Source organism: Tatumella citrea (assembly GCF_002163585.1).
GTDB lineage: Bacteria > Pseudomonadota > Gammaproteobacteria > Enterobacterales > Enterobacteriaceae > Tatumella > Tatumella citrea.
In genome coordinates this window covers 1,871,134-1,896,465 of record NZ_CP015579.1, presented here as the reverse complement: position 1 = coordinate 1,896,465, position 25,332 = coordinate 1,871,134, and the positions used below count along the sequence as shown (strand labels likewise).

The window sequence follows — 25,332 nt, the reverse complement described above, 5'->3', positions numbered from 1 at the left end:
TGACGGGTGCCCGAATGTTTATTCCTGCGGCAATAAACCGCAACTCAGTTGAATTGCCTGGCCGGTATGCGCCATCCAGTAATTATGCAGTTCCAGAAGCCGGGTCAGCGCCGGAATTTCTGGCTGCTCCGGTTGCGCCGCACTGCGAATTTCCGGACAGAGTTGTTCCATTGCCTGCAGAATTAACGGCTCAGAGTGTAATGGCATGGGAACATTGACCTGAGGCGCCTTCTTAAGCGTGGCTAACGCTGAATTCATCCGGCTGAAAAATTGCTGGCACCACAAAGAAAGCTGGTGGCAATCGTACTCCGGAGACTGTAACGCACACAGAATCCCCGGAATATTGGCAAACTGCTGATACTGGCAGGAAACAACATAACCTACCGAACGTTCCTCACGTAGCCAGTGATAAAATGCCGGCTGATAAAGCGCGGCCAACGCTTTGGCTGCCACAATGTCACCCTCTGCTCCACCAGGCAATGGCAAAAAGAACAACAGGCCATTATCGCCCTGCGTGTCAGGCTGATGCTGGCAACGCCCGGTACTGACGGTTAACGGATATGTTTCGGCCAATGTCGATACCGGCAGACTTTGCTGTAAAATATCACTCAGCCGTAGAAACAGTTGCTGGTCGCTACACTGTATGACGCCGGACCAGTCCGGGTATTCAGCTGTGGATGCCAGCATCGCCGGAAACTCAGAAAGCAACCGGCGGATGAGAATCTGCTGTGGATCCGTACCGGTAGCAGAGAAAGCTGTCGGCCACAGTTTTGCCAGCCAGCAGCAAACGGTTTCGGCTTCAGTCGCATCAGCTAACGAGACGGTTAACCAGCACACTCCATGCAGGGTAATAACGGCAGCCTCACCCCCGGCATGGCGTACCAGGCTGAATACCGGTTGTAAGGCTTGTTCCAGCTGTGCTGTCTGCGCCGGAGTCAGAACAGTTCCCTGTGCCGGGCGCATAACGATTTGGATTTGAGGCCCCGGGGCACGAAGATATTGCCATCCATGTGGAGACTGCCTGGTGTTAAGTACGGCCGTAACAGGAGCCGCGGGAGTTTGCGGATAAAAGATAAAGTCGCTGTCCGCTAACCGGCCAGATTCACTGCCATTAGTCTGTAATTCTGTCACACAGGGAAAACCGCAGACACTGCGTGGCACGCTGTTTAGTTGCTCGCAGGTCTGTAATTCATTGGGTACCTGCGACAGTAACGCCAGAGCCAGCGCCCTGACGGGCTGTTCAGAGACTGCCTGGCCGCTGACAATCCTGCGAATTTGTTCCATCGGGCTTAGTAAACAGAACTGACGTTGTGCCAGTTGCCGGTAGTGAGCTACCCGTTCGGCAGATAATTCCGTCAGTTGCTGCAGCCATCGCTGCCAGGCGGCTGTCAGTAAACCGGCCGGCAGAGGAAGTGACGCCGGACGTATCAGATGGACCATCAGCCACAAGCTGCCAGCTGCGGCACTCACCAGCTCTAAGGACATCTCCCGGCAAAGCCCTTGCTTAGTCCAGTGATAGCGAAGAGAGCCGGGAGCGGCATCTTCTATAAACGCCCGCAGCAACGGAACCGCCGTCAGCAATTCACCATCAGGATCAGCGACGACGACCGCCAGGCAGTGGTGCACACCTCCGGACAGTTGCAGCAACTGTGCAGGGCAATCTGTCCGGGACAACACGGGTAAACGAACAGTAGTGACAGCACTGTCAGAACTACCCGGGGGTTCCGCCACCGCCAGTGGCAGCAGACGTTGCAGCATTTGTTGCATCACAGCGTGTGAGAGTGGCGCACGTATCGTCAGAGTCAGTTTATCCGCGCGGTAATGCTGCCGGAAGAAATCATTCAGTGCCTGCAACAGTGCCGGTAAATCCCCGGACAGGCTGTGACGATTACCGACAATAAATCTGCGATAAACTGCAGGTGAAATAACCAGATCATGAAAACTGGCAGTGATTAACGTGCGGGCTTGCTGGCTCAGTAACCGGTATTCTGCATCAATAACACCGATCTCACGTTCGGCGGTTTCCGTACTGAACAATGGCGAACTCACCATATCCAGTAAACGGGCCAGCCCCCCCTCTAAATCATCTGTCACACAGTCGAAATAGTACAGTGTCTGACAGAGTCCGGTGGTTGCATTGACTCTGCCCTGACGGGCAGAAATCCACGGCATCAGCCGCTGATCACCCTGAAATTCCTGGCCACACTGAAATAATAGGTGCTCCAGCAAATGGGCAAGTCCGGGCCAGCGGTCAGGTTCATCAAAGCTACCGGCACCGGTGCTCAGGCAGGCAGAGGCTGCAGACAATCCGGGGGATTCGATCAGGCGAACCGTCATTCCGTGACTGAGAACCTGTGTGATGCAATGCTCTGCCATCGGTTAACCCTGAGAAGTAAAAATCACTTTAGAGTTTCTCTGATTACGAAAACGCAGCTGGGAAACCTTAATATCACTGCAATCCGCTTCGCGGCGGGCCTGCAAAATTTTGTCATGATGGGCCGATTTACTGCATACCGGGTCTGCATTATCAGCATTACCGGTCAGCATAAATGCCTGGCAACGACATCCGCCAAAATCTTTCTCTTTTTCATCACAGGATCGGCAAGGTTCCGGCATCCAGTCATAGCCACGGTAGCGGTTAAAACCAAAGGAGTTATACCAGATATGCTGCAGACTATTATCCAGCACCGAAGGAAACTCAATCGGCAACTGTCGGGCACTGTGACATGGCAGCGCCATACCGTCCGGGGTGACATTCATAAAGATAGCCCCCCAGCCACCCATACAGCCTTTTGGCCGTTCTTCATAATAGTCTGGCGTGACAAACAGCAGATTGGTCAGATTCCCCTCTGCCCGCATCTTTTCACGGTAACGCGCGACCACGGCTTCGGCTCTGGCAATCTGTTCACGGGTTGGCAGCAGACCTTCACGGTTAAGCTGTGCCCAGCCATAAAACTGACAGGTTGCCAGTTCAACATCATCGGCTTCCAGCTGAATGCACAGTTCGATGATCCGGTCCATCTGGTCAATATTGTGACGGTGTAACACAAAATTGAGTACCATCGGATAGCCGTGCGCTTTGATAGCCTTTGCCATCTCAAGTTTCTGATGAAACGCCTTTTCTGAACCGGCGAGAGCCGCATTCAGGGTTTCATCACTGGCCTGGAAACTCACCTGAATATGGTCAAGTCCGGCTTCAGCAAAGGTATCCAGTTTTTCATGAGTCAGACCAATACCCGAAGTGATCAGGTTGGTATAGAAACCCAGTTCGCGCGCGCCGGCAATCAGCTCCGCCAAATCTTTACGTACCAGAGGCTCGCCGCCGGAGAAGCCCAGCTGCACACTGCCCATTTCTCTGGCCTGGCGGAAAACCGTCAGCCATTGTTCGGTGGTCAGTTCTTCTTTCTGTCTGGCAAAATCCAGCGGGTTTGAACAATACGGACATTGTAACGGACAACGGTAAGTCAGTTCTGCCAGCAACCACAAAGGGGCTTTAATGTCAGATTTACTCAGACTCATGCATCATTATCCATTTCTGTTTCACCGCAGCCTGCAGGAAATCGGTTACATCGTCGTCTACCCCACCGGCTTCAGGAAAACGCTGATTCAGTTCAGTAATTATCTGCAACACACTGCGCTGACCGTCCACCAGTTCGAGGATCATAGCCGCGGTTTCGTTGAGTTTCGCCATGCCTTCCGGGTAGAGGATCACATGACAGTCCTGTGCGGCTTCCCACTGTAACCGGTAGCCGCGCCGAAATTTAACCACCGAAGATTGAGTAGTCATTATTACACCAGACGGGTTGTGTGCCAGGCCTGTTGGTCTGTCACTGTGTGGTACGGAGGTCTGTCAAGCGCATAGGCCATTGTCATGGCATCCAGCATGGTCCAGAGAATATCCAGTTTGAACTGTAGTATTTCCAGCATTCGGTTCTGTTTTGCCGCAGTATCAAAGTAATCCAGTGCCAGTTCCAGGCCATGTTCTACGTCACGGCGAGCCTGACTAAGACGACTGCGGAAATAGAAATATCCCTGCTCTTTGATCCACGGATAATGTTGTGGCCAGCTGTCCAGCCGCGACTGGTGAATTTGCGGAGCAAACAATTCGGTCAGCGAGCTACAGGCAGCCTCTTCCCAGCTAGCCCGGCGGGCAAAATTCACATAAGCATCCACCGCAAACCTGACACCCGGTAATACGTGCTTATCAGACAACAGGTCTTCGCGGGATAACCCCACCGCTTCACCCAGTTGCATCCAGGCTTCAATACCGCCTTCATGTTCGGCATCACCGTCATGGTCAAGAATACGTTGTACCCATTTACGTCGCGTCGCCGGGTCCGGACAATTCGCCATGATGGCCGCATCTTTTAACGGGATATTGGTCTGGTAATAAAAGCGGTTAGCGACCCAGCCACGGATCTGTTGCGGCGTGGCTTCGCCGTTATGCATCGCAATATGATAAGGATGATGAATATGGTAGTACGCACCTTTATCACGCAGAGCCTGTTCAAACTGCTCACGATTCAGTGTTGATGTAATGATCATCGTTTAATCCTGCAGCTGGATAGCCATTCCGTCAAAGCTCACTTCAATTCCCTGTTGTTGCAGGAACCGGCGTTGAACTGAGTCCTCATTGAGGATTGGATTGGTGTTATTAATATGAATAAGAATTTTTCGGCTTGCCGGTAAGGTTGCCAGCAGGCTCATCAGCCCCTGTTCTTCAGAGAGCGCCAGATGCCCCATGGCACGACCGGTGTTTTTACCCACGCCGGTGCTTAGCAACTCATCATCCTGCCACACTGTGCCGTCAATCAGCAGGCAATCTGCTTTTTTCAGCCACGGCAAAATCACCTCATCCGGTTCACCCAGCCCCGGGGCATAAAACAGGGTTTTCCCATTGGCACTGTTTTCTACAAACAAAGCCACATTATGACCAGGCAGCGGTTTATCGCGATAAGGGGAATACGGTGGCGCATTACTGAGTATAGGTACAGCAGTAAACTGCAGACTGCTGCATACCGTAGTTCGAAACGGTTGCAACGGGCTGACCGGATGGTGTTGCAGGCCGCCGTTCCAGTGTTTCAGCATGGGGAAAACCGGAAAGCCGGTGCTTAAATCCTGATGGACTTCATCGGTACACCACACACGGTGCGGACAACCTTCACGCAGACTGAGTAAACCCGTGGTATGGTCTATCTGACTATCAGTCAGAATAATATCGCCAATAGCAGTCCCGCGCAGAACATCCCGTTTAATCAGCTCCGGGGTCTGGAAGATTTGTCGTGAAATATCAGGGGATGCGTTACATAACACCCAGTCTTCACCATTATCACTAATAATTATTGAAGACTGGGTGCGGGCATGGGCGTTCAGTGAACCGTCACGCAGCCCTTTGCAGTTGGTGCAATTACAGTTCCACTGCGGGAAACCACCGCCGGCAGCAGAGCCAAGCACTTTGATAAACATAGATTACTCTTTGACTTAACGATAACGGCCGCCCACAGGCGGCCATCGGGGAACCGAAATAATTAACGGTTAGAAATGTACAGAGTCACTTCCATGCCCAGACGCATATCGATAAATTCAGGTTTTTTCCACATAATGTTGACCTCAATGTTGCATAGTAAAAGATACAAAACCGGCTAAAATACCGGCTATCGGCAGCATAAGCCACCAGCCATTTGCATTTCAGCCAGACAAATGTTGCGCCAATGTCAAACCAAGGTCAATGAAAAGATGGCTGGTTTTACACATTACTGCAGAAAATGATTAAGAATTCGTAACCAGTTACCGTGGCATACTTTACCGACCACCGTTTCACTAACCCCTTCATCATAAAGGCTTTGTTCTATAAGGGTCATTCCGGTGACATCTTTAAGAGAGAACGGTACCGCAGTACCGTCGAAGTCGGAACCGAACCCGACGTGGTCTTCTCCGGCGATATCGATCAGATAGCATAAATGGCGGGTAATCTCTGTCAGAGGGGTACTTTCATCTCTGCGGCCATCTGCCCGAAGAAAGGCGTTGCCGAAATTCACGCCCACCATTCCACCGCTCTGTGCGATGACTTTTAACTGTTCATCGGTCAGGTTACGTGGTTGCGGACAAAGAGCATGGGCATTTGAATGGGTCGCCACCAGCGGCTGCTGACTGTAATGAGCAGTATCATAAAATGCCCGCTGATTCATATGTGATACATCAGTTAACATTTTCAGGGATTGCAACTGACGAATCAGCCTGATGCCATCAGCTGTCAGCCCCGGTCCGCTGTCCGGGGAACCCGGGAAACTTCCGGTAATACCTTCACCAAAAGCGTTCGGGGTATTCCAGAACGGGCCACAACTTCGCACTCCGGCTTGCTGAAAAGCCTGCAATAACTCACCATCAGTATCCAGCGCATCAGCCCCTTCGATATGCGCAATCATCCCGAAAACCCCATTCTGCAGGCACTGTTGCAGATCGGCTGCGGTCCGGCAGATCTTCGCCCTGCCCGCGGAAAAACGCTCCAACCGCTCAAGAATAGTCAGTTGTTGCCACATCACCTGCACTTTATCCTGCAAGGCAGGCAAGCGATGGGGAAAATGTTGTGCAACGTAGCTTTCGGGAGGAACAAAGATAGCAAATAACGCAGCGCCTAACCGGCCACGCATTATCCGCTGATAATCCAGATGCCCTTCACTATTGTGACCGAAAAAAAATGCTTCCGGTTGATCGGGATATTTCAGCCATAACTGCATCAGCAGATCATTGTGACCATCGATATACATATTCATTCGCTATTAAATTGCTGCTGGCACTGGCGAAGCCGTTACCGGCTTCGCCAGAGTGCTATTATTTACTGCGGTTAGCCAGAAACTGACTAATAACGGCCAGATCCTGCTCACCAAATCCGTCATCCACTGCCTGCTGCCACAGACTGGTGATATTGGTCAGGGCGGGCAATTGTTTCGCATTACCCGCTTCTACTGCCAGCTGTGCATCTTTTAGCGCCCAGATCAGCTGCATTTGAGGGGTAAAATCACCGCTACTGATCATCTGCAACTTCACTTTGGCATAACCCGGGGCCAGTGGTCCGCCCTCCAGCGCCTGCCAGAGGTCGTCCGGAGTAAAACCGAATGACTCAGCCAGTAACTCACTTTCGGCCAGGCTTTGCATTAAACCAATCAGCCAGCTGTTTACCACCAGTTTCATTTTAGACCCGGCGCCAGTGTCGCCCAGCCACAACGTCCCTTTACTGATAGCTGCAAAAACTGTTTCAGCCGCTGCGGCACGGCTGCGATCACCGCTGGCGAAGATAGTAATCTGTGCATTTTCCGCCGGAGCTTTGGTCCCTGAGACGGGTGCATCCAGCAGCAATACGTCCGGGCGGTGTTCAGCCAGATAATCCTGAATTTGTTGGGTCGCTTCCACCCCGATAGTTCCCATCTGGCAAAGCGTCGCTTTCGGTGGCAGAGCCGCTGCAGCCTGTTTAACCACCGCTAATGTCGTTTCACCGTCAGAAAGCATCGCAATGACTACCTCTGTATCACTGACTGCCTCGCTGACGGATGCCGCCTGCAGTAATCCACTGGCGACCAGATCATCACCCTTACCCGGGCTTCGGTTCCATCCGCGAACAGCAAAGCCTTTTTTCAGCAGGTTCGCGGCAAATGCATGCCCCATCGCGCCTAATCCCAGTACGGATACTTTCGGTTGTTGACTCATCTGACCCCCGTTAATGGATAATATTTCCCGATAATGTCCGGAAATGTTTATTACATGTTACCTGTGGGATATTTATCCGGCAAATACATATAATTAGTGTGTCTTAATATAACCATACATTTATTATTAATAAGAACTTTCTTTCTGAATCAGGTTGGTAAAATTTAATAATATTCAGCCAGATGCTGACAATCCTGTTTAGATGTTCGCCGTTTTTTTTAAATAAAACCGATTACACTTTAACAAGTGTAATAAAAAGAGGTAGCATTCCCTTTCTTTAGGGGGAATTTTTCCTGCTACGCATAAACTTTTTGCGAGCCTTTCAACAATGAAAATTATTAAATTACCACAGCTTAAAGCCACGCTGATGTTACCGGTATTATTACCGGCCAGCGTTATGGCGGCGACTACCACAACCACGACGTCAGTCAGCCAGACAAAACATGATAAGTCACCGACGATGATTGTCACGGCGATCCCCGGGTCGACCGGGTTGTCTGAACTGGACACTCCGGCGGCCGTCAGCGTGGCCTATGGCGACGAGATGCGCCAGGCAGCACCACAGGTGAATTTATCTGAAGGGCTTGCCGGCATTCCGGGTCTGCAAATCCTTAACCGGCAAAATTATGCACAGGATCTGCAACTATCGGTGCGCGGTTTTGGCGCCCGTTCGACGTTTGGTGTCCGCGGCTTGCGTATTTATGTCGATGGTATTCCTGCGACTATGCCGGATGGCCAGGGACAGACATCTAATATCGATATCACCACTATCGACCATGTTGATGTGTTGCGCGGCCCGTTCTCTGCCCTGTATGGCAACAGTTCCGGAGGAGTGATTAATGTTGTCACTCAGAAAGGAGAAAAACCGGATACCATCTCAGTAGGCAGTTGGTATGGCAGCTATGGTAGTTGGCGTAACAGTATGAAAGCCAGCGGTTCGGTAGGTGACGGAACCCATGCCGGGGATGTGGATTACACGGCTTCGGTTTCCCGCTTTACCACTCATGGTTATCGAAATCACAGCAGTGCATCGAAAAATCTGGCGAATGCCCGGCTGGGAGTCCGGATTGACGACGATAGCACCCTGACCCTGCTGTTTAATACTGTACATATCAACGCTTATGATCCGGGCGGACTGACCCCCGATATGTGGAAGGCTAATCCAAAACAGGTCGCCTCTAATGTGGACCTGTACAATGCCCGTAAGTCAGTTGACCAGACCCAGGCAGGGCTGCATTACGTACGATCCTTTGGTGATAATGATGATCTGAGTGTGATGACTTATGCGGGCATTCGTAGCACCGTACAGTATCAGTCTATTCCAAAGAGCACCAAAACCGACTATATAGGTTACCCAGGTAGCGTTATTGACCTAACCCGCCATTATCAGGGTATTGATACCCGCTGGACGCATCGCGATACATTATTCAGCATCCCGTTAAGTATTACTGGCGGGCTGGATTATGAAACCATGACAGAGTTACGCAAAGGTTATAACAACTACACCACTACATCCACCGGCATCCAGGATTACGGGGAAGAAGGTGATTTGCGGCGTAACGAAAATAACAAGATGTGGAACCTCGACCCTTATCTGCAAACAGCCTGGCAGCTTTCCAGTCAGTGGTCGCTGGATGCCGGATTGCGTTATAGCAGCGTCAGTTTCTCTTCTCATGACCATTATCTGTCGAATGGCGATGACAGTGGCAGTACCCGTTATCACCAATGGCTGCCGGCCGCTTCCCTGAAATACGCCATTGATGACAGCTGGAATACCTATCTGTCTGCCGGTAAAGGCTTCGAGACTCCGACTATCACCGAACTTTCTTATCGCCCTGACGGTAAGAGCGGTCTCAATCTCGGTCTTAAGCCCTCCACCAATAAAACGATTGAATGGGGAACCAAAAAACGGATTGGCTATGGTCTGTTAACCGCTGCGGTGTTCCAGACCGATACTAAAAATGAAATTGTGGCCGATACCAATACCGATGGTCGTTCCACTTATACGAATGCTGGTAAAACCAGGCGTCGTGGTCTGGAACTGGGCTTAGAACAGCAGCTTGCCGAAAACTGGCAGCTGAAAATGGCCTGGACCTTGCTGGATGCCCGTTACCTGAGTAACAGCTGTACTAAAGCAGACTGTACCGGTAACCGGATTCCGGGAATTGCCAAAAATATGGCTTATGCAGGTCTGGAATATGCGCCTGAATCGGGCTGGTATGCGGGTGCCGATATTCGCTATATGAGTCATATTGAAGCCAATGACCAGAACACAGTCAGTGCTCCGGCGTATACCATTACCTCACTGAACACCGGCTACAAGTGGCTGGTACAGAACTGGACCATCGATGTTTCCGGGACCGTCGATAACCTGTTTAATAAGAAATACGTAGGTTCAGTCATTGTCGATGAAAGTAATGGCCGTTACTACGAACCTGCACCCGGTCGTAATTACGGTGTCGGGATGAACGTCAGTTACGCATTTCGTTAATGCCACCTTCCCCCGGACGTGCTGTGTCGTCCGGGGGACTCTTCTACAGCCAGCGAACCACCAGCCGTGACATCGCGGGCCCCATAATCAACACCACAATAAAGCGCCCTGTCTGCATCGACATCACAAAAGGCTGATCGACATGCGTTGATGAGGCGATAATCGCCACCGAATCGGCTCCACCAGGGCTGGTTGCCAGGTAGGCGGTCAACGGATCGATACCGGCATAATGCACCAGCATCCAGGCAAAACCACAGCATATCGCCAGTAATGTACAGACTGACAATAAAATCCCCGGTAAAGCATGTACTGCGTAACGCAAAATATCCGCCGTAAAACGCAATCCAATACTCCAGCCAATGCCTGCATAGGCAAGCGCCAGGAACCATAACGGCAGTTCAATATGCAGGCCACAAAAGTTCTGCAATAAACAGCCAATCACCAGACTAATTAACATCGGCCCCGCCGGAATGCGGACCACTCTGGCCAGCAAGGTACAGGCCAGAATGACTCCCAACGTCATCAGGAAAGCCGGATAATTTATCGCCGGAAACAATATCAACGGAGGGGGTTTCTGACTGGATCCGACAGTAAAATAGTGGCTGACCAGTGTTGCCAGCAACGCCACCATCAGCACCCGCAGGTACTGCATAAACGCCACCAGCCGGGTATCAGCTCCAAAATCCCCGGCCATCAGCGTCATCACGGTGGCTGCCCCCGGTGACGATCCCCACAGAGCGGTACTGCCTGGCAACACATTTAGCTTTGCCAGCAGCCAGCCCAGTAAGGTACTGGCAGCAATAACACTCACCACACTCAGAATAAATAATGGCCAGTTATGCTGCATTTCAGTGAATACGCTGGCCGGCATCGCCCTGGCAATCATCGTTCCCACCACAGCCTGAGACAGCTGCTGGGTAATTTTGGGCAGCCGGACAGGATGGCGGGTTGCCGAAAATACGATGGCCGCAAACATGGGCCCCAACAGCAGTGCTGCCGGCAGATGGAAGTGTTCGAGAAATGCGACGGCCAGTACCGAGCAGACAATCAGTAACAGCCAGCGCGTCACGCCTGCAGGTTTAGGTTGGGTTTCCTGCATGCCGGTCATGCCAGCAACTGTAATAATTGACTGGTTGTCGCGGATTCACCGAGTCGTGGAAAAATTCGGGTCAGGCTGTTGTGATGCGCTTCTGCATTCAAATCCAGCATGGCATCCGTGGCCAGACAAACATTGTATCCCAGTTCGTAGGCCTGACGGGCAGTAGACTCCACGCCGATACTGGTGGCAATGCCACAGATCACTACCTGCGTGACACCTGCAGCGCGTAGCTGCTCATCCAGAGTGGTATGGGCAAAGGCTCCCCAGCTGCGTTTAGTGATTAACCAGTCTTCTGGCTGTGGCACCACTTCCGGAATAAAATCACTCCAGTCAGACGGTAGTGCGGCAGTGTGTTTTGGCAATTCATTCCGTCCCGGTGCTCCTCCGCGGACATTTACCAGCACGACGGGTTTCTGACGTTTACGGAAAGCACTGATCAGTTTTCCTGCCTGGTGAATTACCTGCTGTGGTTCGTCCATCAGTGGCAATGCAACAATGCCTTTCTGTAAATCAATCACAATCAACGCTACATTTTCATCAAGCGGGGTAACGGCCATTAATATCTCCTTAATTAACAAGCGGATTTTCAGTCACAACTATTCGGTGATGACACTATAATTCACGGTTTTAGGTACGTCGCATGTTGTCTGCAACATCACAGCAGTCCGGCCTGTTCAACAACAGGCTCCACCGGACGTGGATAATGTATCAGGCTATGAAAGCAGCAGAGTTCGGTGCCCGGGTTGATATAGCTATGAGGCTGGTCACCGGCAAACTGGTAAGCTTGTCCTGGTGCCAGTAATTGCCGGGAATTTTCACAGACCAGTAACAATGTACCAGAAATTACAATGACCTGTTCAGTCACTCCGGCGACATGCGGCGAAGAATGACTGGATACCCCACCCGGCAGAGTCACGAACAGCAAATCAAAAGCCAGTTGCGGATCATATGGCAGCAATGGCCTTGCCTGCATCTGTGAGGGCTCCTTTAACGCCTGCGACCTGTCCGGAATCTCTTCCCGGGGAATAAACCAGGAGAACGGTAATTTCAACCCACTGGCAATTTTCCACAATGTTGCCACCGTAGGGCTGGACTCACAGCGCTCTATCTGTCCGAGCATCGTTTTACTCACTCCGGTCTTTTCGGCGCATTGCGCCAGACTCAGCTGTCGCTGTTTACGAACCTCTTTCAATGCTGTCGCCAGAAAATCCTCGACAGTTTCCATACAAACTCCCTGATAAAGATGCTGTCTGCGTCTCTTGTGCGTTATAACGCACGATGCTATGTTGTGCGCCATTTGTTACAGCGGAGTTTAGCGGATGTCTTTTCGTTCCGACATACGGCAGATCACACTGCCAATGGTCATTTCCGGAATGGTGGCCGTTCTGGTCGGATATACCAGTTCTGCCGCCATTATTTTCCAGGCAGCGAGTGCAGCTGGTGCAGACACGCAACTCACCGGCAGCTGGCTGGGAATGCTGGGATTTGGTATGGGTATCACCTCTTTCTGGCTTTCAGTACGCTACCGTATGCCGATTCTGACAGCCTGGTCTACCCCGGGCGCTGCTATGCTGGCGACCAGCCTCTCCGGCGCGACTCTGCCCGAAACTATTGGTATTTTTGTTTTCACCAATCTGCTGATTGTTATTTGCGGTGTTACCGGGCTGTTTGCCCGACTGATGCGCTATATTCCGGTATCTATTGCTTCCGCTATGCTGGCAGGAATTCTGCTGCACTTTGGCTTACAGGCATTCAGTGGTCTGAGCCAGGATCTGCCATTATGCCTGACGATGTGTGTTTGCTACCTGGTGGCCAGACGCCTGCAACCGCGCTATGCAGTATTTTATACTCTGCTGGCAGGGTTAGTGATTGTCGCCTGGCAGGGAAACAGCCAGCTGTCAGAAGTCCACTGGACATGGTCGCCTCCGGTATTTATTACCCCGTCATTTAATCTGTCACTGTTACTTGGCGTAGGAATCCCCTATTTTCTGGTCAGCATGGCCTCGCAAAATGCTCCGGGGATAGCCACCCTGAAAGCTCATGGCTATGACGTCCCGGTCTCAAAGGTAACCACCGCTACCGGTGGCGTTGCACTGTTATTGTCGCCATTCGGTGGGTTTTCGGTGTGTATCGCAGCCATTACTGCAGCGATTTGTATGGGTGAGGACGTACATCCTCAGCCGGAGAAACGCTGGATGGCGGCGGCCATTGCCGGTATTTTTTATCTGATCACCGGGGTATTCGGTGCAGCCATTGCCTTGCTGTTCAGCGCCCTTCCACCAGTGTTTATTCACACAATTGCCGGTCTGGCATTACTGACCACACTGTCGGTCAGCCTGCAACGTAGTCTGGAGAATCCCGGTGAACGTGATACCGCTATCGTCACTTTCCTGATCACTGCGTCCGGAGTCTCTATCGCCGGAATAGGTTCTGCATTCTGGGGGATGGCTGGTGGCATTTTTTGCCATTTGCTGCTCAGCCGACGCAAAGTTTAGCCTGATTTCTGTCTTCGCCTGTCCGGTATTCCGTGGCAGGTCCGACAGACGGAGATATTCATTGGTCAGACGCTACAATCTGCCCCGCAAAAATCAGTAAATAAGTATGACAGTCAGCCACAACCTGGTATTATCGCAGACCAGTTTCAGCCTGACTGCCGTGGCACAGCGCCCGAAAATCTAACCTTACAGGTTTCTGTTTAACCATGAATAACTCTGAGCGCCGTTCACGCGGCATATTTAATATTTCCCGCCAGGAAATAGCCCTGATCATCGTCACAATGGTCTGGGGAGGAACATTCCTTACCGTACATCTTGCCGTTGAATATTCGCCGCCGTTCTTTTTTGTTGGATTTCGCTTTGTTACTGCGGGGCTTATCAGTGCGCTGGCGTTTCGCCGTTATTTGCCCGGGCTGACTTTACGGGAGTTAGCGGCCGGAATAGCCATAGGTGCGGCCATCAGCCTCGGGTATGGTCTACAGACCTGGGGTTTACAGACAATCCCTGGCAGTTTGTCCGGTTTTATCACCGCACTGTATGTACCGATGGTTCCGCTGCTGCAATGGCTGGTATTAAAGCGTGCACCGCATATTATGAGCTGGCTGGGGGTATTACTGGCCTTTAGCGGTCTGGTACTGTTATCAGGCGCGGGAACCGGTGCGGGCAGCCTTAGCCCCGGAGAAATTGCCACCCTGTTCAGTGCACTGGCCATTGCCAGTGAAATTATTCTGATCAGTAAATTTGCCGGTCAGGTAGATCTCCGGCGGGTGACCGTCGTGCAATTATTTGCGGCGGGTATTCTATCTCTCGCCGCCATGCCATTAACCGGAGAACAGTTACCTGCCTTCTCATGGTACTGGTTTATCTGTGGCGTATCTCTGGCGACAGCCAGTGCCATTATTCAGTTCACCATGAACTGGGCGCAGAAATCTGTCTCTCCCACCAAAGCTACAATTATTTATGCCGGTGAGCCTGTCTGGGCTGGTGTTTTTGGACGGATAGCCGGGGATGTGCTGCCAGGTCTGGCGATTGCCGGTGCAGCACTGATTGTCACCGGGGTGATTGTCAGTGAAATTCGCCCGGGGTTGCCCCGTCGCAAGCGTCCTGCCAGTTCATCACTGTAATCAGCACTGAAAGCCCCGGAGATGCTGCAGGTAAAGCCTGGCAGTTTCTCTGTGTGGTTTATTGCAGGGCAAAGTATTAATCTTACCTTTTCATTCTGTAACAGCACTCCGTCAGCCACTATTCACGGGTTAACCGCCAGTTTTGCCGGTTAATTTGCCGTTATCTGTCGTCTGCTCCTGAGTAACATCTGTTTCCGGTCGCCGGGATTTCTGCCGGCATTCGGTTTGAGGCTTTCAGATGATACAAACATTTCTCACCGGGCACCCCGTGGCTGGTTTGCGTGCTCAGGGGGTACGTGGATTACCGGTGACTGATTACAGCGAACAGATTCATGCGCTGTTATGCCTGCGTGGTATGCACAAAATTGCCGATTGTTTTGCGGTTCCTCTGCGCAGTCGCCCGCAACACGAGCTTCAGTGGTACAGCCCGCTGCGTGGCGTCGTTATCCGTTGGTCTGAGGCGGATATACAGCAAAAACAGCGGGCATTATTGATGCTGGAACAGGCATATGCCGCGATTGAACAGTTATCAGAACTTTGCCAGGCCGCGAAAACTCCCGCGGGTGTCTTTTTCGCCAGACTACTGGAGAAGATGGACAGTTTCCCGGGGGAAGAAGCGATTTACCTGGTCAACAATGATCCGGTCATTACTTTCTGGAGCTACCGCCAGACCGATCGTCCGCTTTCCGGGCGTGAGATTACAAAGAGGTTATCGGCAACCCTGCCACCACAGCCAGAACCCCCTGAAAAAAGCCAGTCTGTTCTGCAACCCGTATCGCTGTTTTTACCGGCTGAGGATAACGGACTGCCGGTGCCTGCAACAGATCAGACCATAAACCCACCACGATCAGCCGCCTGGCTGGCCACCGCTTTAATTGTCGGTGCAATGCTGGTGGCGGTCGGAGGTTACTTTTCAGGTGGTTTGCTGCAAACAGCTCACCAGCTCCCGGAGCCAGCCATCCCTGCACTCTCTCCGGAGATAGTTGTGACACCGTCACCTATTACATTGCCTGACATCCGGTTGCCTGTGCAGTTTTCTACCCTGCAAAAGCCAGTCACGCTCAGTCCATCCCCGGTGGTGATCAGGCCCATACCGCAGGTACCAGAACATCTTCTGCAACTGCCTGCCAGTGCAGTAAAAATGGGGGATATCAGTGTGATGGACGGAGACTGGCGGGCTGTTATCGCTGATCCGGCAGGAAATTCGCAGGTGCTGTTATTTCACTTTCAGCAAGGACGTGGTGAAGTCCGGACTAATATTACAGGCCACGGGCCGTGCAAAGCCGAAAGCCGAAGCGGTTTTTTGCCTTCAGGGACACTGGCAATCCGCAGCCGTTTCCGGGCTTCCTGTCACGATGGCAGCCGCACCCGTGTGCCACCGGTTAACTGTACTCTGACTGCCACAGGTACCCTGTGTAAAACCACTACAGATGCCGTTCCACCCGGCCAGACAGTGATACTTTCAGCTGCCGGGGGCCGGTAATGTATTCTGACCTGAAAAACCAACGCTATTCTCTGCTGGCTGACAGTGGCATCCAGTTTCTCGACTGGAGCATTCAGCAGACGGCAGATAATCCAATGCGCTATTTTGTCCGCAGCAAAGCCAGCGGGCCACTGGTTCATGCTGTTGCCGATCAACTGTCTGGTGCCTTTCATCTGCCTTCGGTTAACGGTGGTGATGATGAAGTTGTCAGACCTGAGTATCAGTATCCGCTTTATGACTGCCTTAATTTATATGCCGGAACCTGGCTACCGGTACCCTTTCTGCGATTGTCGCCAGAAGGCCGGTACGATAGCGGCCCCGATAACTGGGTACGGGTATTTATCTCAGCACCCACATCCGCTAACGAGTCACGGGCAATGACACTCGCTTTCGATACAACCACCGGAAGTGCTGCCACCAGACATTTACAACCCGACGATTGTGATTGCGATGACGGTCAAAGTTTTGTGGCTGGCTGGCAGGTCGGGCAAATTGCAGGGTTTCTGGAGCCCGGCTGGCTGAATGACTGGATTGCATCCGCATTTCTCCGGCAGGAAGAAGAGAATCTGACAAGTGCCACGCGCTTTACCTATCAGGCACACTATCTGAATTTGCTGGAGCTGATCGCCAACACGTTACCCTGTCACGAAATTACCCTACTCCCGGCTGACGAAACTATTCAGCCGGTGAATGTGGATCTGTTTCTCGACCTGGGTAACAGCCACAGCTGTGGCATCATCAGCGAGCAACACCAGAGCGACAATAATCCTCTGCTACACAGTCGCGAGTTAATGCTGCGTGATTTGTCGATGCCAGCAGAAAAAGGGAGCTTACTGTTCAGCAGCAATATCGCTTTCGCACCCTGTCCACTGGATATTCGTGACTGTTCGGTAGCCAGTGGCCGTTCTTCCGCGTTTCTCTGGCCATCGCTGGTCAGAACCGGTGATGAAGCTGTGCGGCTGACGCGAAAGCTTAACCGTAGCGAAGGAATGCAGGGAGTCAGCAGCCCGCGTCGTTATCTGTGGGATGACAATGCATCCGTTTCCCGCTGGTATTATCCGGCCGGTGATGGCGATGAACCGGTTCCGGCGGTTCTCTCGCCTTTTACCTTACTGATTAATGATCAGGCCGAATTACTACGCGAACTCACACAGGAACAGCAATTTCCGGTATTCCATGCCAGTTATCCACGCAGCAGCCTGCTGATGTTTATGATTTGTGAACTGATAAGCCAGGCATTCAGCCAGATGAACAGCCATCATCATCGACTGCTGATGCCCGAATACTCAGCCCCCCGGCAGCTTCATTCGGTGGTGATGACTTTACCGGCGGCCATGAGTGCCATAGAAAAGCAACGAGTGTTGCAGCTAACCCGCCAGGCACTGTCGCTTATCAGGCAATCAATGACCTACAGTACCGATGCATCAGGCAGACGCTCAGTGGCGGATTACTGGCGACAAATGCCGCAGGTTCGTGCTGATGTGGATGAAGCCAGTTGTGGCCAACTGACCTGGCTATACCAGCAGCTTTACGGGACTCTGGTGACTGGCGATCCCTGTAGCCGGCTACTAAGTCGCTGGCAACGGCCTGATCATAACTTCCCGCCCAACGGGTTAAGGATTGCCCTGATTGATATTGGCGGTGGCACGACTGATGTGTCGGTCACAGATTATCTGCCAGTAGCGTCGTCAACTCCGACGCCTGCAGCGCTGCGGCCCGGACTCGTATACCGTGCGGGTTATCCGTTGGCGGGAGAAGATCTGCTTTATGACATCATCAGGTTTTTCCTGCTACCGGCATTAGAGCTCCATCTGACATGCCAGGGCTTTGACCGGAGTCCGGCGATTATCCGCCAGTTGTTTGCCCCGGGAGCCAGTTGTGAGGGAGATACTCCCTGGCGACTGCAATTTACCCGGCAATTTTTCCGGCCGTTAGCAATAAGCCTGCTGGCGTTTTCACAGCAGGCGGCTTCCGGCAAGATGGAGCATAAAGAAGTAGCAGGAACGGCACGCGACTGGTTATCCACCCTCCCTGAATATCAGGTAATGAACTATTTTGCACTTCGGGTGGCTGAGATTTCCGGAAGCAGCGCTGAGTGCCGGTTGCTGGCGATGCCTCTGGCGGTTACCCGTGAAGAGATCGACGCTTTCTTTGCCTCAGAACATTTCAGGTCAGGTAAATTACTGCAAAACATATGTGACAACGTCACAGAAAAACATCCTGATATACTGCTAATTAGTGGCAAAACTGCAGCGCTTCCGGCTATCCGTCGTGTACTTACCCGTCATTCTGCCCTTCCCGACAGTCATATCATCACGCTGGGGGGGATGACTGCCAGTGAAAGTATCCCATTTTGTCGTGAAGGTGTACTGGCTGACGGAAAATGCAGTGCCATTACGGGTGCATTAATTCACCATTTAACCCGTACTCAACGGCTCTATCCACGCTATCTGGTCGCCGGACAACTGCGCCCGGCAAACATTATTTGCGAGCTGGGACGGCTAAATACAGATTTATCTCTGCCTGCCTCGCAGGTAGTTCTGCAACTGCCGGGAATTATCTCTGCAAATGCACTTTTCAGCTTCAGCGTATTTTTACAACTCAGGCTGTCACTGGGTTATCGCACCAGTCAGGATGAGCAACTGCCGGCCAGCCCGCTGTTTAACTTATTTATAGACCCGGAGTTAAGGAGTGAATATGAGTGTGATGACGGAGTCACCGTCACTCTGTGCTGGCAGGCAGATAGTGACGGCCAGTTCAGCACACTGCCGGTTGTAGAACAGGTCACGGGTAGCCGACAGGATAAACTGCCCACCCGGCTGATTGGCATCAGACTAAACAGTCTTGCCACTCACGGTGAGCAATTTCCGGCATACTGGACTGACGACGGGCGTATTACTGTGATGGAGGATGTTTATCTGCCAGCCATTGCTGCCAGTCAGAAGCAGGCTGAGGATTTCCGTCAAAACTCAGGATAATTTGTCCTGGTAACTCCGCCGCTGCCTGAACTAATACCGGCAAAATACGCTGTAGCATGTGATGTGGAAAAGCGGGCAACTGGTTAAGCTCCAGCACAACGGGCAACGCCATTCCGCCGGTTAACCAGTCCCACAGGGCATCCAGATTATGACCGAAACTGTCAGGCCCGTGTGTTTGTTTCAGCAGTTGCTGGTAAAACCGGGACTCCTGATGAATTTTCCGGAAATCAAAGACCGCAGTCAGCATATCAGGGGATCCTTGTGAAAGTCCGGTAATGGTCGGTAGTTACAAATACCAGGCCGTCTGAAGAGTAAAGTAAACGGTCAGCATTGCGGTGTCCGCACTGGTAGTTCACATCAGCCTCAAACCAGCGCCGACCACTGGCATCCGGCAGGCGTCCTTCACGGTTAGAAAAGTGATCGCCGCCAATCGCCTTACCTGGCAGGACATCACATAAATTGGCACTGGAGGGATCCCAGCCTTCTCTGCGCGCCTGCCCCTTGGTCAGATAATAGTCCGGCAGACGATGATGCTGGTGTATCCACGCAGCGACCTGATTCGGCGAGGTCAGTGCAGTAATATCAGACGCAGATTGCCCCGTTCCCGAAGAACGCGGTGCGTCAGAAGAAGAGTAACCGGAGGTGTGCCCGGAAGAGTGATGAGTACCAGTAAGCGAAGGTTTAATTCCAACCCAGCAGGCAATCAGAGCGATAATTAACGCGCCCCAAAGTTTTTTCGACATAATAAATTCCTTAGATAAGCGAATTTACTATACCTGTTTTTTGTCATTCTGGCAGTGTGAAACACTGTACAGGCTGATATTCAATACGGGTACTGGCAGGATCAATAACCGACCTGCAATGTTGCTGTGACAGGCACTGTTGCGCAATGTTCACTGTCTGACCGAAGGCCATAGGGTAAGTTATGGCCATCAGACAATTTACACTGAGAAAACAGTGATTAGTGCAGGGTCGGTTGTACCGGATCACCGGATGAACGACGCCAGGTTCCCGGAGCCATACCAAATTCACGTTTAAAGCTTCGGTTAAATGACTGCTGAGAATCAAAACCCATTGAAATGGCAACACTCAGGATAGGCTCATCTGTAGTTGTCAGGCGCGCCGCCGATTTTTCCAGTTTTTTCTTGCGGATGTATTCACCCAGCGCATAGCCGGTATGCTCTTTGAACATACGCTGTAAATGCCACTTGGAATACCCTGCCCGCTCAGCCACCAAATCCAGGTTCAGGCGACTTTCAATATGATTATCAATCCAGCTGATTAAATCATGGAAAAAGGCATTGTTCATTGGTCTCTCCATCCGGACTAAAAGAAATAGTATCTGTTGCAGTTGCATTTAATGTTGCGCCAATTTCGTATTAAATGCAAACATTATTGATACATTAAATGCCTTACAGGTTAAGGGGAATTACTCAGGCCAGACAGGCTGCGGAAAATCAGGGAAAGAAAAGCTTTACGGAGTATGCCGGTGCGATGGCACCAGCAATGATGATTGTTGAACTATGCGCGCCCGGTTTCTTCGGCAGGAACCTTGTCACAGACGTCATCGGTGCGTTCTGCAGAGGCGTGCGCTGCTCTGTCAGTTATTTCAGCCAGCGCGTCGGCAACTGAACGGGTTGCCAGAACATTCAGCGAAGCCTGTTCGGCCTCATCGGCCAGAGATTTAAAGTACCAACAGACATTAGCACTGACAACACAGCAGGGTTTTTTAACGTCCGGACGAGAGTTAAGCAATTTCTTCTCTTCGGTGACGGCTAAATAGATATCACGCAAAGAGATTTCAGCCGCCGGGCGACCAAGATGAACTGAGCCGGTGCGACCCAGAGTCGTTGCAATAATTCCGTCACGGGTCAGCGGTACCATCAGCTTACGGATTAAACTGGGATTAGATTCCAGGCCCTGAGCAAGGATTGCACTGGTGGAGCGTTTTCCCAGTTGCTCTGCCATAGCAACACTGAGAACCATCTGTAGTGCTGTAGGAAAGCGATAATCTAACATTTAAGTTCCTCTGCGAGGTAAAATCCGGTAACAAACAACATCTGACTCCGATATCCTAGCAAAAATTCCCCAGAGTGAGAAGCAAGCCCCGCCCTCTACCGCAACTAAGGTTAAGTCCGCCAGCCTTTACGGCCGTATCGACGCGCAGCAGCAACAGCCTGGTTTTGGCAACAGACCCTCCATTCGCGCTCAGTGTAAACAGAAGAACAGTGAGCAGTGCATTTACTGCGCTGCCAGACAACTTTCACCGGGTTAATTCAGACTTCGCCCGAGCATAGCAGCGCCCATCAACCCGCCCTGCTGATGTAAGGTGGCTGGCACAATCAACGGCTCATCACTGCGGCGCAGAATTTTGGCCCTCACTTCACTATCCAGCAGTGCTATCAGCGCAGCATCCGAAGCCAACCCGCCTCCGGCCACAACTTTGCCAGGCCCCAGTGTATTAACCACGACTGAAAGCACGTCACTCACCAACTGACTCCACAGCCAGACAACCTGCTTTGCCGCAGGATCTTCACCATGCCAGGCGTCGATAATGTAACGGCTATCTTTTTCCTCTGAAAAACAGTGTTGCCAGATTCTTTCCAGACCGCGGGCTGCTCCCAGAGTATCCAGGCAACCTTGCTGCCCGCAGCCACATTTGAGCCTTGGCAGATGAATCTGTTGCCCCTGATAACTGAATTCTGTCGCCGTGACCGGCCCGTGTCCCCACTCACCGGTCAGCCCCCCGGTCCCACGAATGATTTGTTGCTGAAATACCAGTCCGCCACCCACTCCGCTGCCGAGAATAATGCCCAGTACCAGCGGCGTTCCTTGTCCGCTGCCCAGCATGGCTTCCGCCAGCGTGAAGCAGTCAGCATCATTGGCAATCACCACCTGTCGGTTAAGTAGCGCGGCTAGTTCTGTGCTGACTAAATGGCCATTAAACGCAGGAATATTTCCGGCAAGAATTCGGTCAGTTTCGTTATCGACCACCCCTGCGGCAGAGATAGCAACCGGCGAATCACTATCCAGCAAGTGGGCAGCCCCGGTGATTAACTGTACCAACGCACGACAAAAAGCATCCCAGTCGCTGGCCGGCATTGGCAAGCTGCCGGTCATATGCAGCTGATCGACTGTCGTCATCACGGCACTTTTTATAAACGAACCACCAATATCAAAGCACATTACTGCTGATTTCATTGCCCAACTCCGTCGCCAGCCCTGTTTTATTACCAGGACAGTATAAAGCGATTTCCGACGCGGGAACATGCTGATTCGCTGAAGGATTAATACGTCCTTCTGGCAATCTGTTCGGCTTCCCTCGCCTTTGCTGCCTTACAAATCACCGCACTATTATCAAAGCTGGCTTTCTGTCGCAATAATAGAGTATGTTGTAACTAGTTTATCTGTCAGGAACACACCATGCGCTATACACTGGTCTCTGAGATGCGTGATTGTATTGACCGAATGGAATGGCTACTTGGCCAGTTATCACAGCAATTGCAGCAACTGCCGTTATTATCCGCCAGAGTTTTTGCTTTGCCTGCAGTGATGAAGGGCGATGAACAGCAGGCCGTGGAACGAATTTCGGTCCGACAAATCACTGGTGAAACGGCCCTGAAGCTGTCGGTCAAACATCTCAGCCGACTGTTTATGCAACAACAATCAGAGTCTGTCAGTACCCGTTCCGCCGTCAGGCTGCCCGGCATGTTGTGTGTGAAAGCAGATGCTGCCTGTTATCAGCAGTCAGAGCAGTGGGTAACGGAAATTAATCAGTTAAAAAAATTGCTGGAACAACTGATAACCCGCGATTCCGGGCTTTCTTCTGAAGCACGGTTTCCGTTTGTCCACCAGCACTTCCCCGGGCTGATTACACTCAATGCCTACCGTTCAGTGACATTGCTGCCGGCACCGGCATCGGTCCATTTTGGCTGGGCCAACAAACATATAATAAAGAATGTCAGTCGTGATGATATTTGTCGCCAGCTGGAGAAAAGCCTCAGTGCCGGGCGCGCCAGGGCACCCTGGACCCGGGAACAATGGGCTGAAAAGGTTACACAGGAACTGGAGATAATTACCGCATTACCGACGGATGCCGTATTGAAGATAAAACGGCCAGTGAAGGTTCAACCGGTTGCCAGGATCTGGGATGCGCAGCAGAAGAAACAGCGCCAGCTATCCTGCCCGACGCCATTAATATTTTTTAGTCCGGATAACCAGATTCCGGTTACCGGGGAACTGTCAGATTACGATCAGGAAAGCATAAACTATCGCTATAAACCCGAAGCCAGACCGATGAATCTGCTGATCCCACGTTTGTGGTTATGGCAGGCCTTATAAAACTGACAGCCTGCCCGGCAAACCCTAATTACTGCTTCATACTGCCAACCATATCTTCCGGCCGCACCCACAGGTCGAACTCTTCGGCAGTCAGATAGCCCAGTTTTAACGCTGCATCTTTCAGCGTTGTTCCCTGTTTATGGGCGGTTTTGGCAATTTCAGCGGCTTTATCGTAGCCAATATGGGTATTCAGCGCGGTTACCAGCATCAGCGACTCATTAAGCAGCTGACTGATGCGTTGGCGATTTGGCTCTATACCACTGGCACAATGGTGGTTAAAACTGTCCATACCATCAGCCAGCAGCCGGACTGATTGCAGGAAATTATCGATAATCATTGGCCGGTAGACATTCAGCTCAAAATTACCGGATGCGCCGCCAATGTTCACCGCCACATCGTTGCCTATCACCTGGCAGCACACCATGGTCAGAGCTTCACACTGAGTCGGATTCACTTTACCAGGCATGATTGAACTGCCCGGTTCATTTTCCGGAATCGAAAGTTCACCAATCCCGCAGCGCGGACCGGAAGCCAGCCAGCGAACGTCATTGGCAATTTTCATCAGCGATGCTGCCAGACCTTTCAGTGAACCATGAGCATGAACCAGAGCATCACAGCCAGACAGCGCTTCAAATTTGTTCGGGGCGGTAACAAAAGGCTGGCCGGTATAATCCGCCAGTTCAGCAGCAACCCGCACCGCGTATTCAGGGTGAGTGTTCAGCCCGGTACCCACCGCCGTACCGCCTAATGCCAGTTCTGCCAGATGAGGAATACTCTGTTCCAGGTGGCGCAGGTTATGTTGCAGCATGGCAACCCAGCCAGAAATCTCCTGGCCCAGTGTCAGCGGCGTGGCATCCTGCAAATGAGTACGTCCAATTTTAACAATATCGTTAAATTCCCGGGATTTGTCGCTCAGTACACCGCTCAGTGAGTTAAGTTGCGGAATCAGATGCTCACGCAGGGCTATCACAGCAGCGACATGCATGGCGGTCGGGAAAACATCATTGGAACTCTGGCTCTTGTTAACATCATCATTGGGATGCACCAGCCGTTCCATGCCGCGCTCTCCTCCCAGAATCTCACTGGCACGGTTGGCCAGCACTTCATTCATGTTCATATTGGTCTGAGTGCCGGACCCGGTTTGCCAGATGGCCAGCGGAAATTCTGTGGCATGTTTTCCGTCCAGCACTTCGTCTGCTGCCTTAATGATTGCCTGGCTACGTTGTTCCGGTAACAGCCCCAGTTGCTGGTTTACCACTGCGGCTGCTCGTTTAGTAATGGCTAATGCGTCGATCAGTGCCACCGGCATTTTTTCTGTTGAAATCCGAAAATGCTCCAGTGAACGTTGGGTCTGAGCCCCCCACAGTTTATCGGCCGGAACTTCAATCGGCCCCATAGAATCCTTTTCGATACGATGAACTGCCATTTCACTCTCTCCTGACGATTGTCGTGATAAACAGACCGGCAAATGCCACCTGCAAGGGTCAGTTGCCGACGGGTTGAAATGCTACAATATTTTAACATTATGCGCCGTGCGTAACTGGAATGCATTCTCATTTAGCATCATTTATTGTTTTTAATTGTTCCCGGATGTTGGGCATGCCATTTCCTGGCCCC

General features: G+C 51.7%; 23 protein-coding genes. 6 read left to right on the top strand and 17 right to left on the bottom strand.

Annotated elements, in window-relative coordinates; all coding sequences use genetic code 11:
- Window positions 1–18: 18 nt before the first annotated feature.
- The 8 genes from pqqF to A7K98_RS09005 all read right to left on the bottom strand — a co-directional run bounded on the left by pqqF (window position 19) and on the right by A7K98_RS09005 (window position 7,704).
- Entirely contained in the window at window positions 19–2,376 is a 2,358-nt protein-coding gene (gene pqqF / locus A7K98_RS09040; protein WP_087488252.1) for a pyrroloquinoline quinone biosynthesis protein PqqF, read from the bottom strand.
- A gap of 3 nt (window positions 2,377–2,379) precedes the next feature.
- Window positions 2,380–3,519, bottom strand: a complete 1,140-nt coding sequence (gene pqqE, locus A7K98_RS09035) for a pyrroloquinoline quinone biosynthesis protein PqqE (protein WP_087488251.1) — start codon at window positions 3,517–3,519, stop codon at window positions 2,380–2,382.
- Window positions 3,506–3,787 (bottom strand): pyrroloquinoline quinone biosynthesis peptide chaperone PqqD, encoded by a 282-nt coding sequence (gene pqqD, locus A7K98_RS09030; RefSeq protein ID WP_087488250.1) that lies wholly within the window; start codon window positions 3,785–3,787, stop codon window positions 3,506–3,508. Before pqqD ends, pqqE begins: the two co-directional genes overlap by 14 nt.
- A 2-nt stretch (window positions 3,788–3,789) precedes the next feature.
- The gene (gene pqqC, locus A7K98_RS09025) at window positions 3,790–4,545 is read right to left on the bottom strand and encodes a pyrroloquinoline-quinone synthase PqqC (RefSeq protein ID WP_087488249.1); all 756 of its coding nucleotides are present in this window, start codon (window positions 4,543–4,545) and stop codon (window positions 3,790–3,792) included.
- A 3-nt stretch (window positions 4,546–4,548) separates the two neighbouring features.
- Window positions 4,549–5,466 carry a pyrroloquinoline quinone biosynthesis protein PqqB gene (pqqB, locus tag A7K98_RS09020; RefSeq protein WP_087488248.1) on the bottom strand — a complete coding sequence of 306 codons (918 nt, stop codon included), beginning with the start codon at window positions 5,464–5,466 and terminating at the stop codon, window positions 4,549–4,551.
- Between the two features lie 62 nt (window positions 5,467–5,528).
- Window positions 5,529–5,600, bottom strand: coding sequence for a pyrroloquinoline quinone precursor peptide PqqA (pqqA, locus tag A7K98_RS09015; RefSeq protein WP_072055929.1), 72 nt, complete (start codon window positions 5,598–5,600; stop codon window positions 5,529–5,531).
- A gap of 153 nt (window positions 5,601–5,753) precedes the next feature.
- Window positions 5,754–6,767 carry a dipeptidase gene (locus A7K98_RS09010; protein ID WP_407703110.1) on the bottom strand — a complete coding sequence of 338 codons (1,014 nt, stop codon included), beginning with the start codon at window positions 6,765–6,767 and terminating at the stop codon, window positions 5,754–5,756.
- Between the two features lie 64 nt (window positions 6,768–6,831).
- Window positions 6,832–7,704 carry an NAD(P)-dependent oxidoreductase gene (locus tag A7K98_RS09005; protein ID WP_087488245.1) on the bottom strand — a complete coding sequence of 291 codons (873 nt, stop codon included), beginning with the start codon at window positions 7,702–7,704 and terminating at the stop codon, window positions 6,832–6,834.
- A gap of 328 nt (window positions 7,705–8,032) precedes the next feature.
- On the opposite strand from A7K98_RS09005, the gene pqqU reads away from it, so the two are divergent.
- On the top strand, window positions 8,033–10,195 hold the full coding sequence (gene pqqU / locus A7K98_RS09000) for a TonB-dependent receptor PqqU (RefSeq protein ID WP_198361148.1): 2,163 nt from the start codon (window positions 8,033–8,035) through the stop codon (window positions 10,193–10,195).
- 43 nt (window positions 10,196–10,238) lie between these two features.
- Here pqqU and A7K98_RS08995 read toward each other — a convergent pair whose 3' ends face one another.
- From A7K98_RS08995 to A7K98_RS08985, 3 genes are all read right to left on the bottom strand, one after another.
- Window positions 10,239–11,294: an AbrB family transcriptional regulator gene (locus A7K98_RS08995; protein ID WP_087490435.1), complete on the bottom strand. Its 1,056-nt coding sequence runs from the start codon at window positions 11,292–11,294 to the stop codon at window positions 10,239–10,241.
- Between the two features lie 5 nt (window positions 11,295–11,299).
- Window positions 11,300–11,851: an isochorismatase family protein gene (locus tag A7K98_RS08990; RefSeq protein ID WP_087488244.1), complete on the bottom strand. Its 552-nt coding sequence runs from the start codon at window positions 11,849–11,851 to the stop codon at window positions 11,300–11,302.
- A gap of 98 nt (window positions 11,852–11,949) precedes the next feature.
- The gene (locus tag A7K98_RS08985; protein WP_087488243.1) at window positions 11,950–12,519 is read right to left on the bottom strand and encodes a helix-turn-helix domain-containing protein; all 570 of its coding nucleotides are present in this window, start codon (window positions 12,517–12,519) and stop codon (window positions 11,950–11,952) included.
- A 94-nt stretch (window positions 12,520–12,613) separates the two neighbouring features.
- Between A7K98_RS08985 and A7K98_RS08980 the strand changes: the two genes are divergently transcribed.
- The 4 genes from A7K98_RS08980 to A7K98_RS08965 all read left to right on the top strand — a co-directional run bounded on the left by A7K98_RS08980 (window position 12,614) and on the right by A7K98_RS08965 (window position 19,374).
- Entirely contained in the window at window positions 12,614–13,789 is a 1,176-nt protein-coding gene (locus tag A7K98_RS08980) for a benzoate/H(+) symporter BenE family transporter (RefSeq protein ID WP_087488242.1), read from the top strand.
- Between the two features lie 206 nt (window positions 13,790–13,995).
- Complete coding sequence (locus A7K98_RS08975; protein ID WP_087488241.1) at window positions 13,996–14,913, top strand: DMT family transporter; 918 nt, start codon at window positions 13,996–13,998, stop codon at window positions 14,911–14,913.
- Window positions 14,914–15,151: 238 nt separating this feature from the next.
- Window positions 15,152–16,396 (top strand): SrfA family protein, encoded by a 1,245-nt coding sequence (locus tag A7K98_RS08970; RefSeq protein WP_087488240.1) that lies wholly within the window; start codon window positions 15,152–15,154, stop codon window positions 16,394–16,396.
- Window positions 16,396–19,374, top strand: a complete 2,979-nt coding sequence (locus A7K98_RS08965; protein WP_087488239.1) for a virulence factor SrfB — start codon at window positions 16,396–16,398, stop codon at window positions 19,372–19,374. Before A7K98_RS08970 ends, A7K98_RS08965 begins: the two co-directional genes overlap by 1 nt.
- Here A7K98_RS08965 and A7K98_RS08960 read toward each other — a convergent pair.
- The 5 genes from A7K98_RS08960 to A7K98_RS08940 all read right to left on the bottom strand — a co-directional run bounded on the left by A7K98_RS08960 (window position 19,292) and on the right by A7K98_RS08940 (window position 22,575).
- Window positions 19,292–19,621: a barstar family protein gene (locus A7K98_RS08960; RefSeq protein WP_087488238.1), complete on the bottom strand. Its 330-nt coding sequence runs from the start codon at window positions 19,619–19,621 to the stop codon at window positions 19,292–19,294. The genes A7K98_RS08965 and A7K98_RS08960 overlap by 83 nt on opposite strands.
- 1 nt (window position 19,622) lies before the next feature.
- Window positions 19,623–20,117: a ribonuclease domain-containing protein gene (locus A7K98_RS08955; protein WP_087488237.1), complete on the bottom strand. Its 495-nt coding sequence runs from the start codon at window positions 20,115–20,117 to the stop codon at window positions 19,623–19,625.
- Between the two features lie 218 nt (window positions 20,118–20,335).
- Window positions 20,336–20,683, bottom strand: a complete 348-nt coding sequence (locus A7K98_RS08950; RefSeq protein WP_087488236.1) for a helix-turn-helix domain-containing protein — start codon at window positions 20,681–20,683, stop codon at window positions 20,336–20,338.
- 212 nt (window positions 20,684–20,895) lie between these two features.
- Window positions 20,896–21,393 carry an RrF2 family transcriptional regulator gene (locus A7K98_RS08945; protein WP_087488235.1) on the bottom strand — a complete coding sequence of 166 codons (498 nt, stop codon included), beginning with the start codon at window positions 21,391–21,393 and terminating at the stop codon, window positions 20,896–20,898.
- Between the two features lie 252 nt (window positions 21,394–21,645).
- On the bottom strand, window positions 21,646–22,575 hold the full coding sequence (locus tag A7K98_RS08940; RefSeq protein ID WP_087488234.1) for an ROK family protein: 930 nt from the start codon (window positions 22,573–22,575) through the stop codon (window positions 21,646–21,648).
- A 222-nt stretch (window positions 22,576–22,797) separates the two neighbouring features.
- Between A7K98_RS08940 and tus the strand changes: the two genes are divergently transcribed.
- Window positions 22,798–23,715, top strand: a complete 918-nt coding sequence (tus, locus tag A7K98_RS08935; RefSeq protein WP_087488233.1) for a DNA replication terminus site-binding protein — start codon at window positions 22,798–22,800, stop codon at window positions 23,713–23,715.
- Between the two features lie 28 nt (window positions 23,716–23,743).
- On the opposite strand, the gene fumC is transcribed toward tus, so the two are convergent.
- Window positions 23,744–25,141 carry a class II fumarate hydratase gene (fumC, locus tag A7K98_RS08930; RefSeq protein WP_087488232.1) on the bottom strand — a complete coding sequence of 466 codons (1,398 nt, stop codon included), beginning with the start codon at window positions 25,139–25,141 and terminating at the stop codon, window positions 23,744–23,746.
- Between the last annotated feature and the right edge of the window lie 191 nt (window positions 25,142–25,332).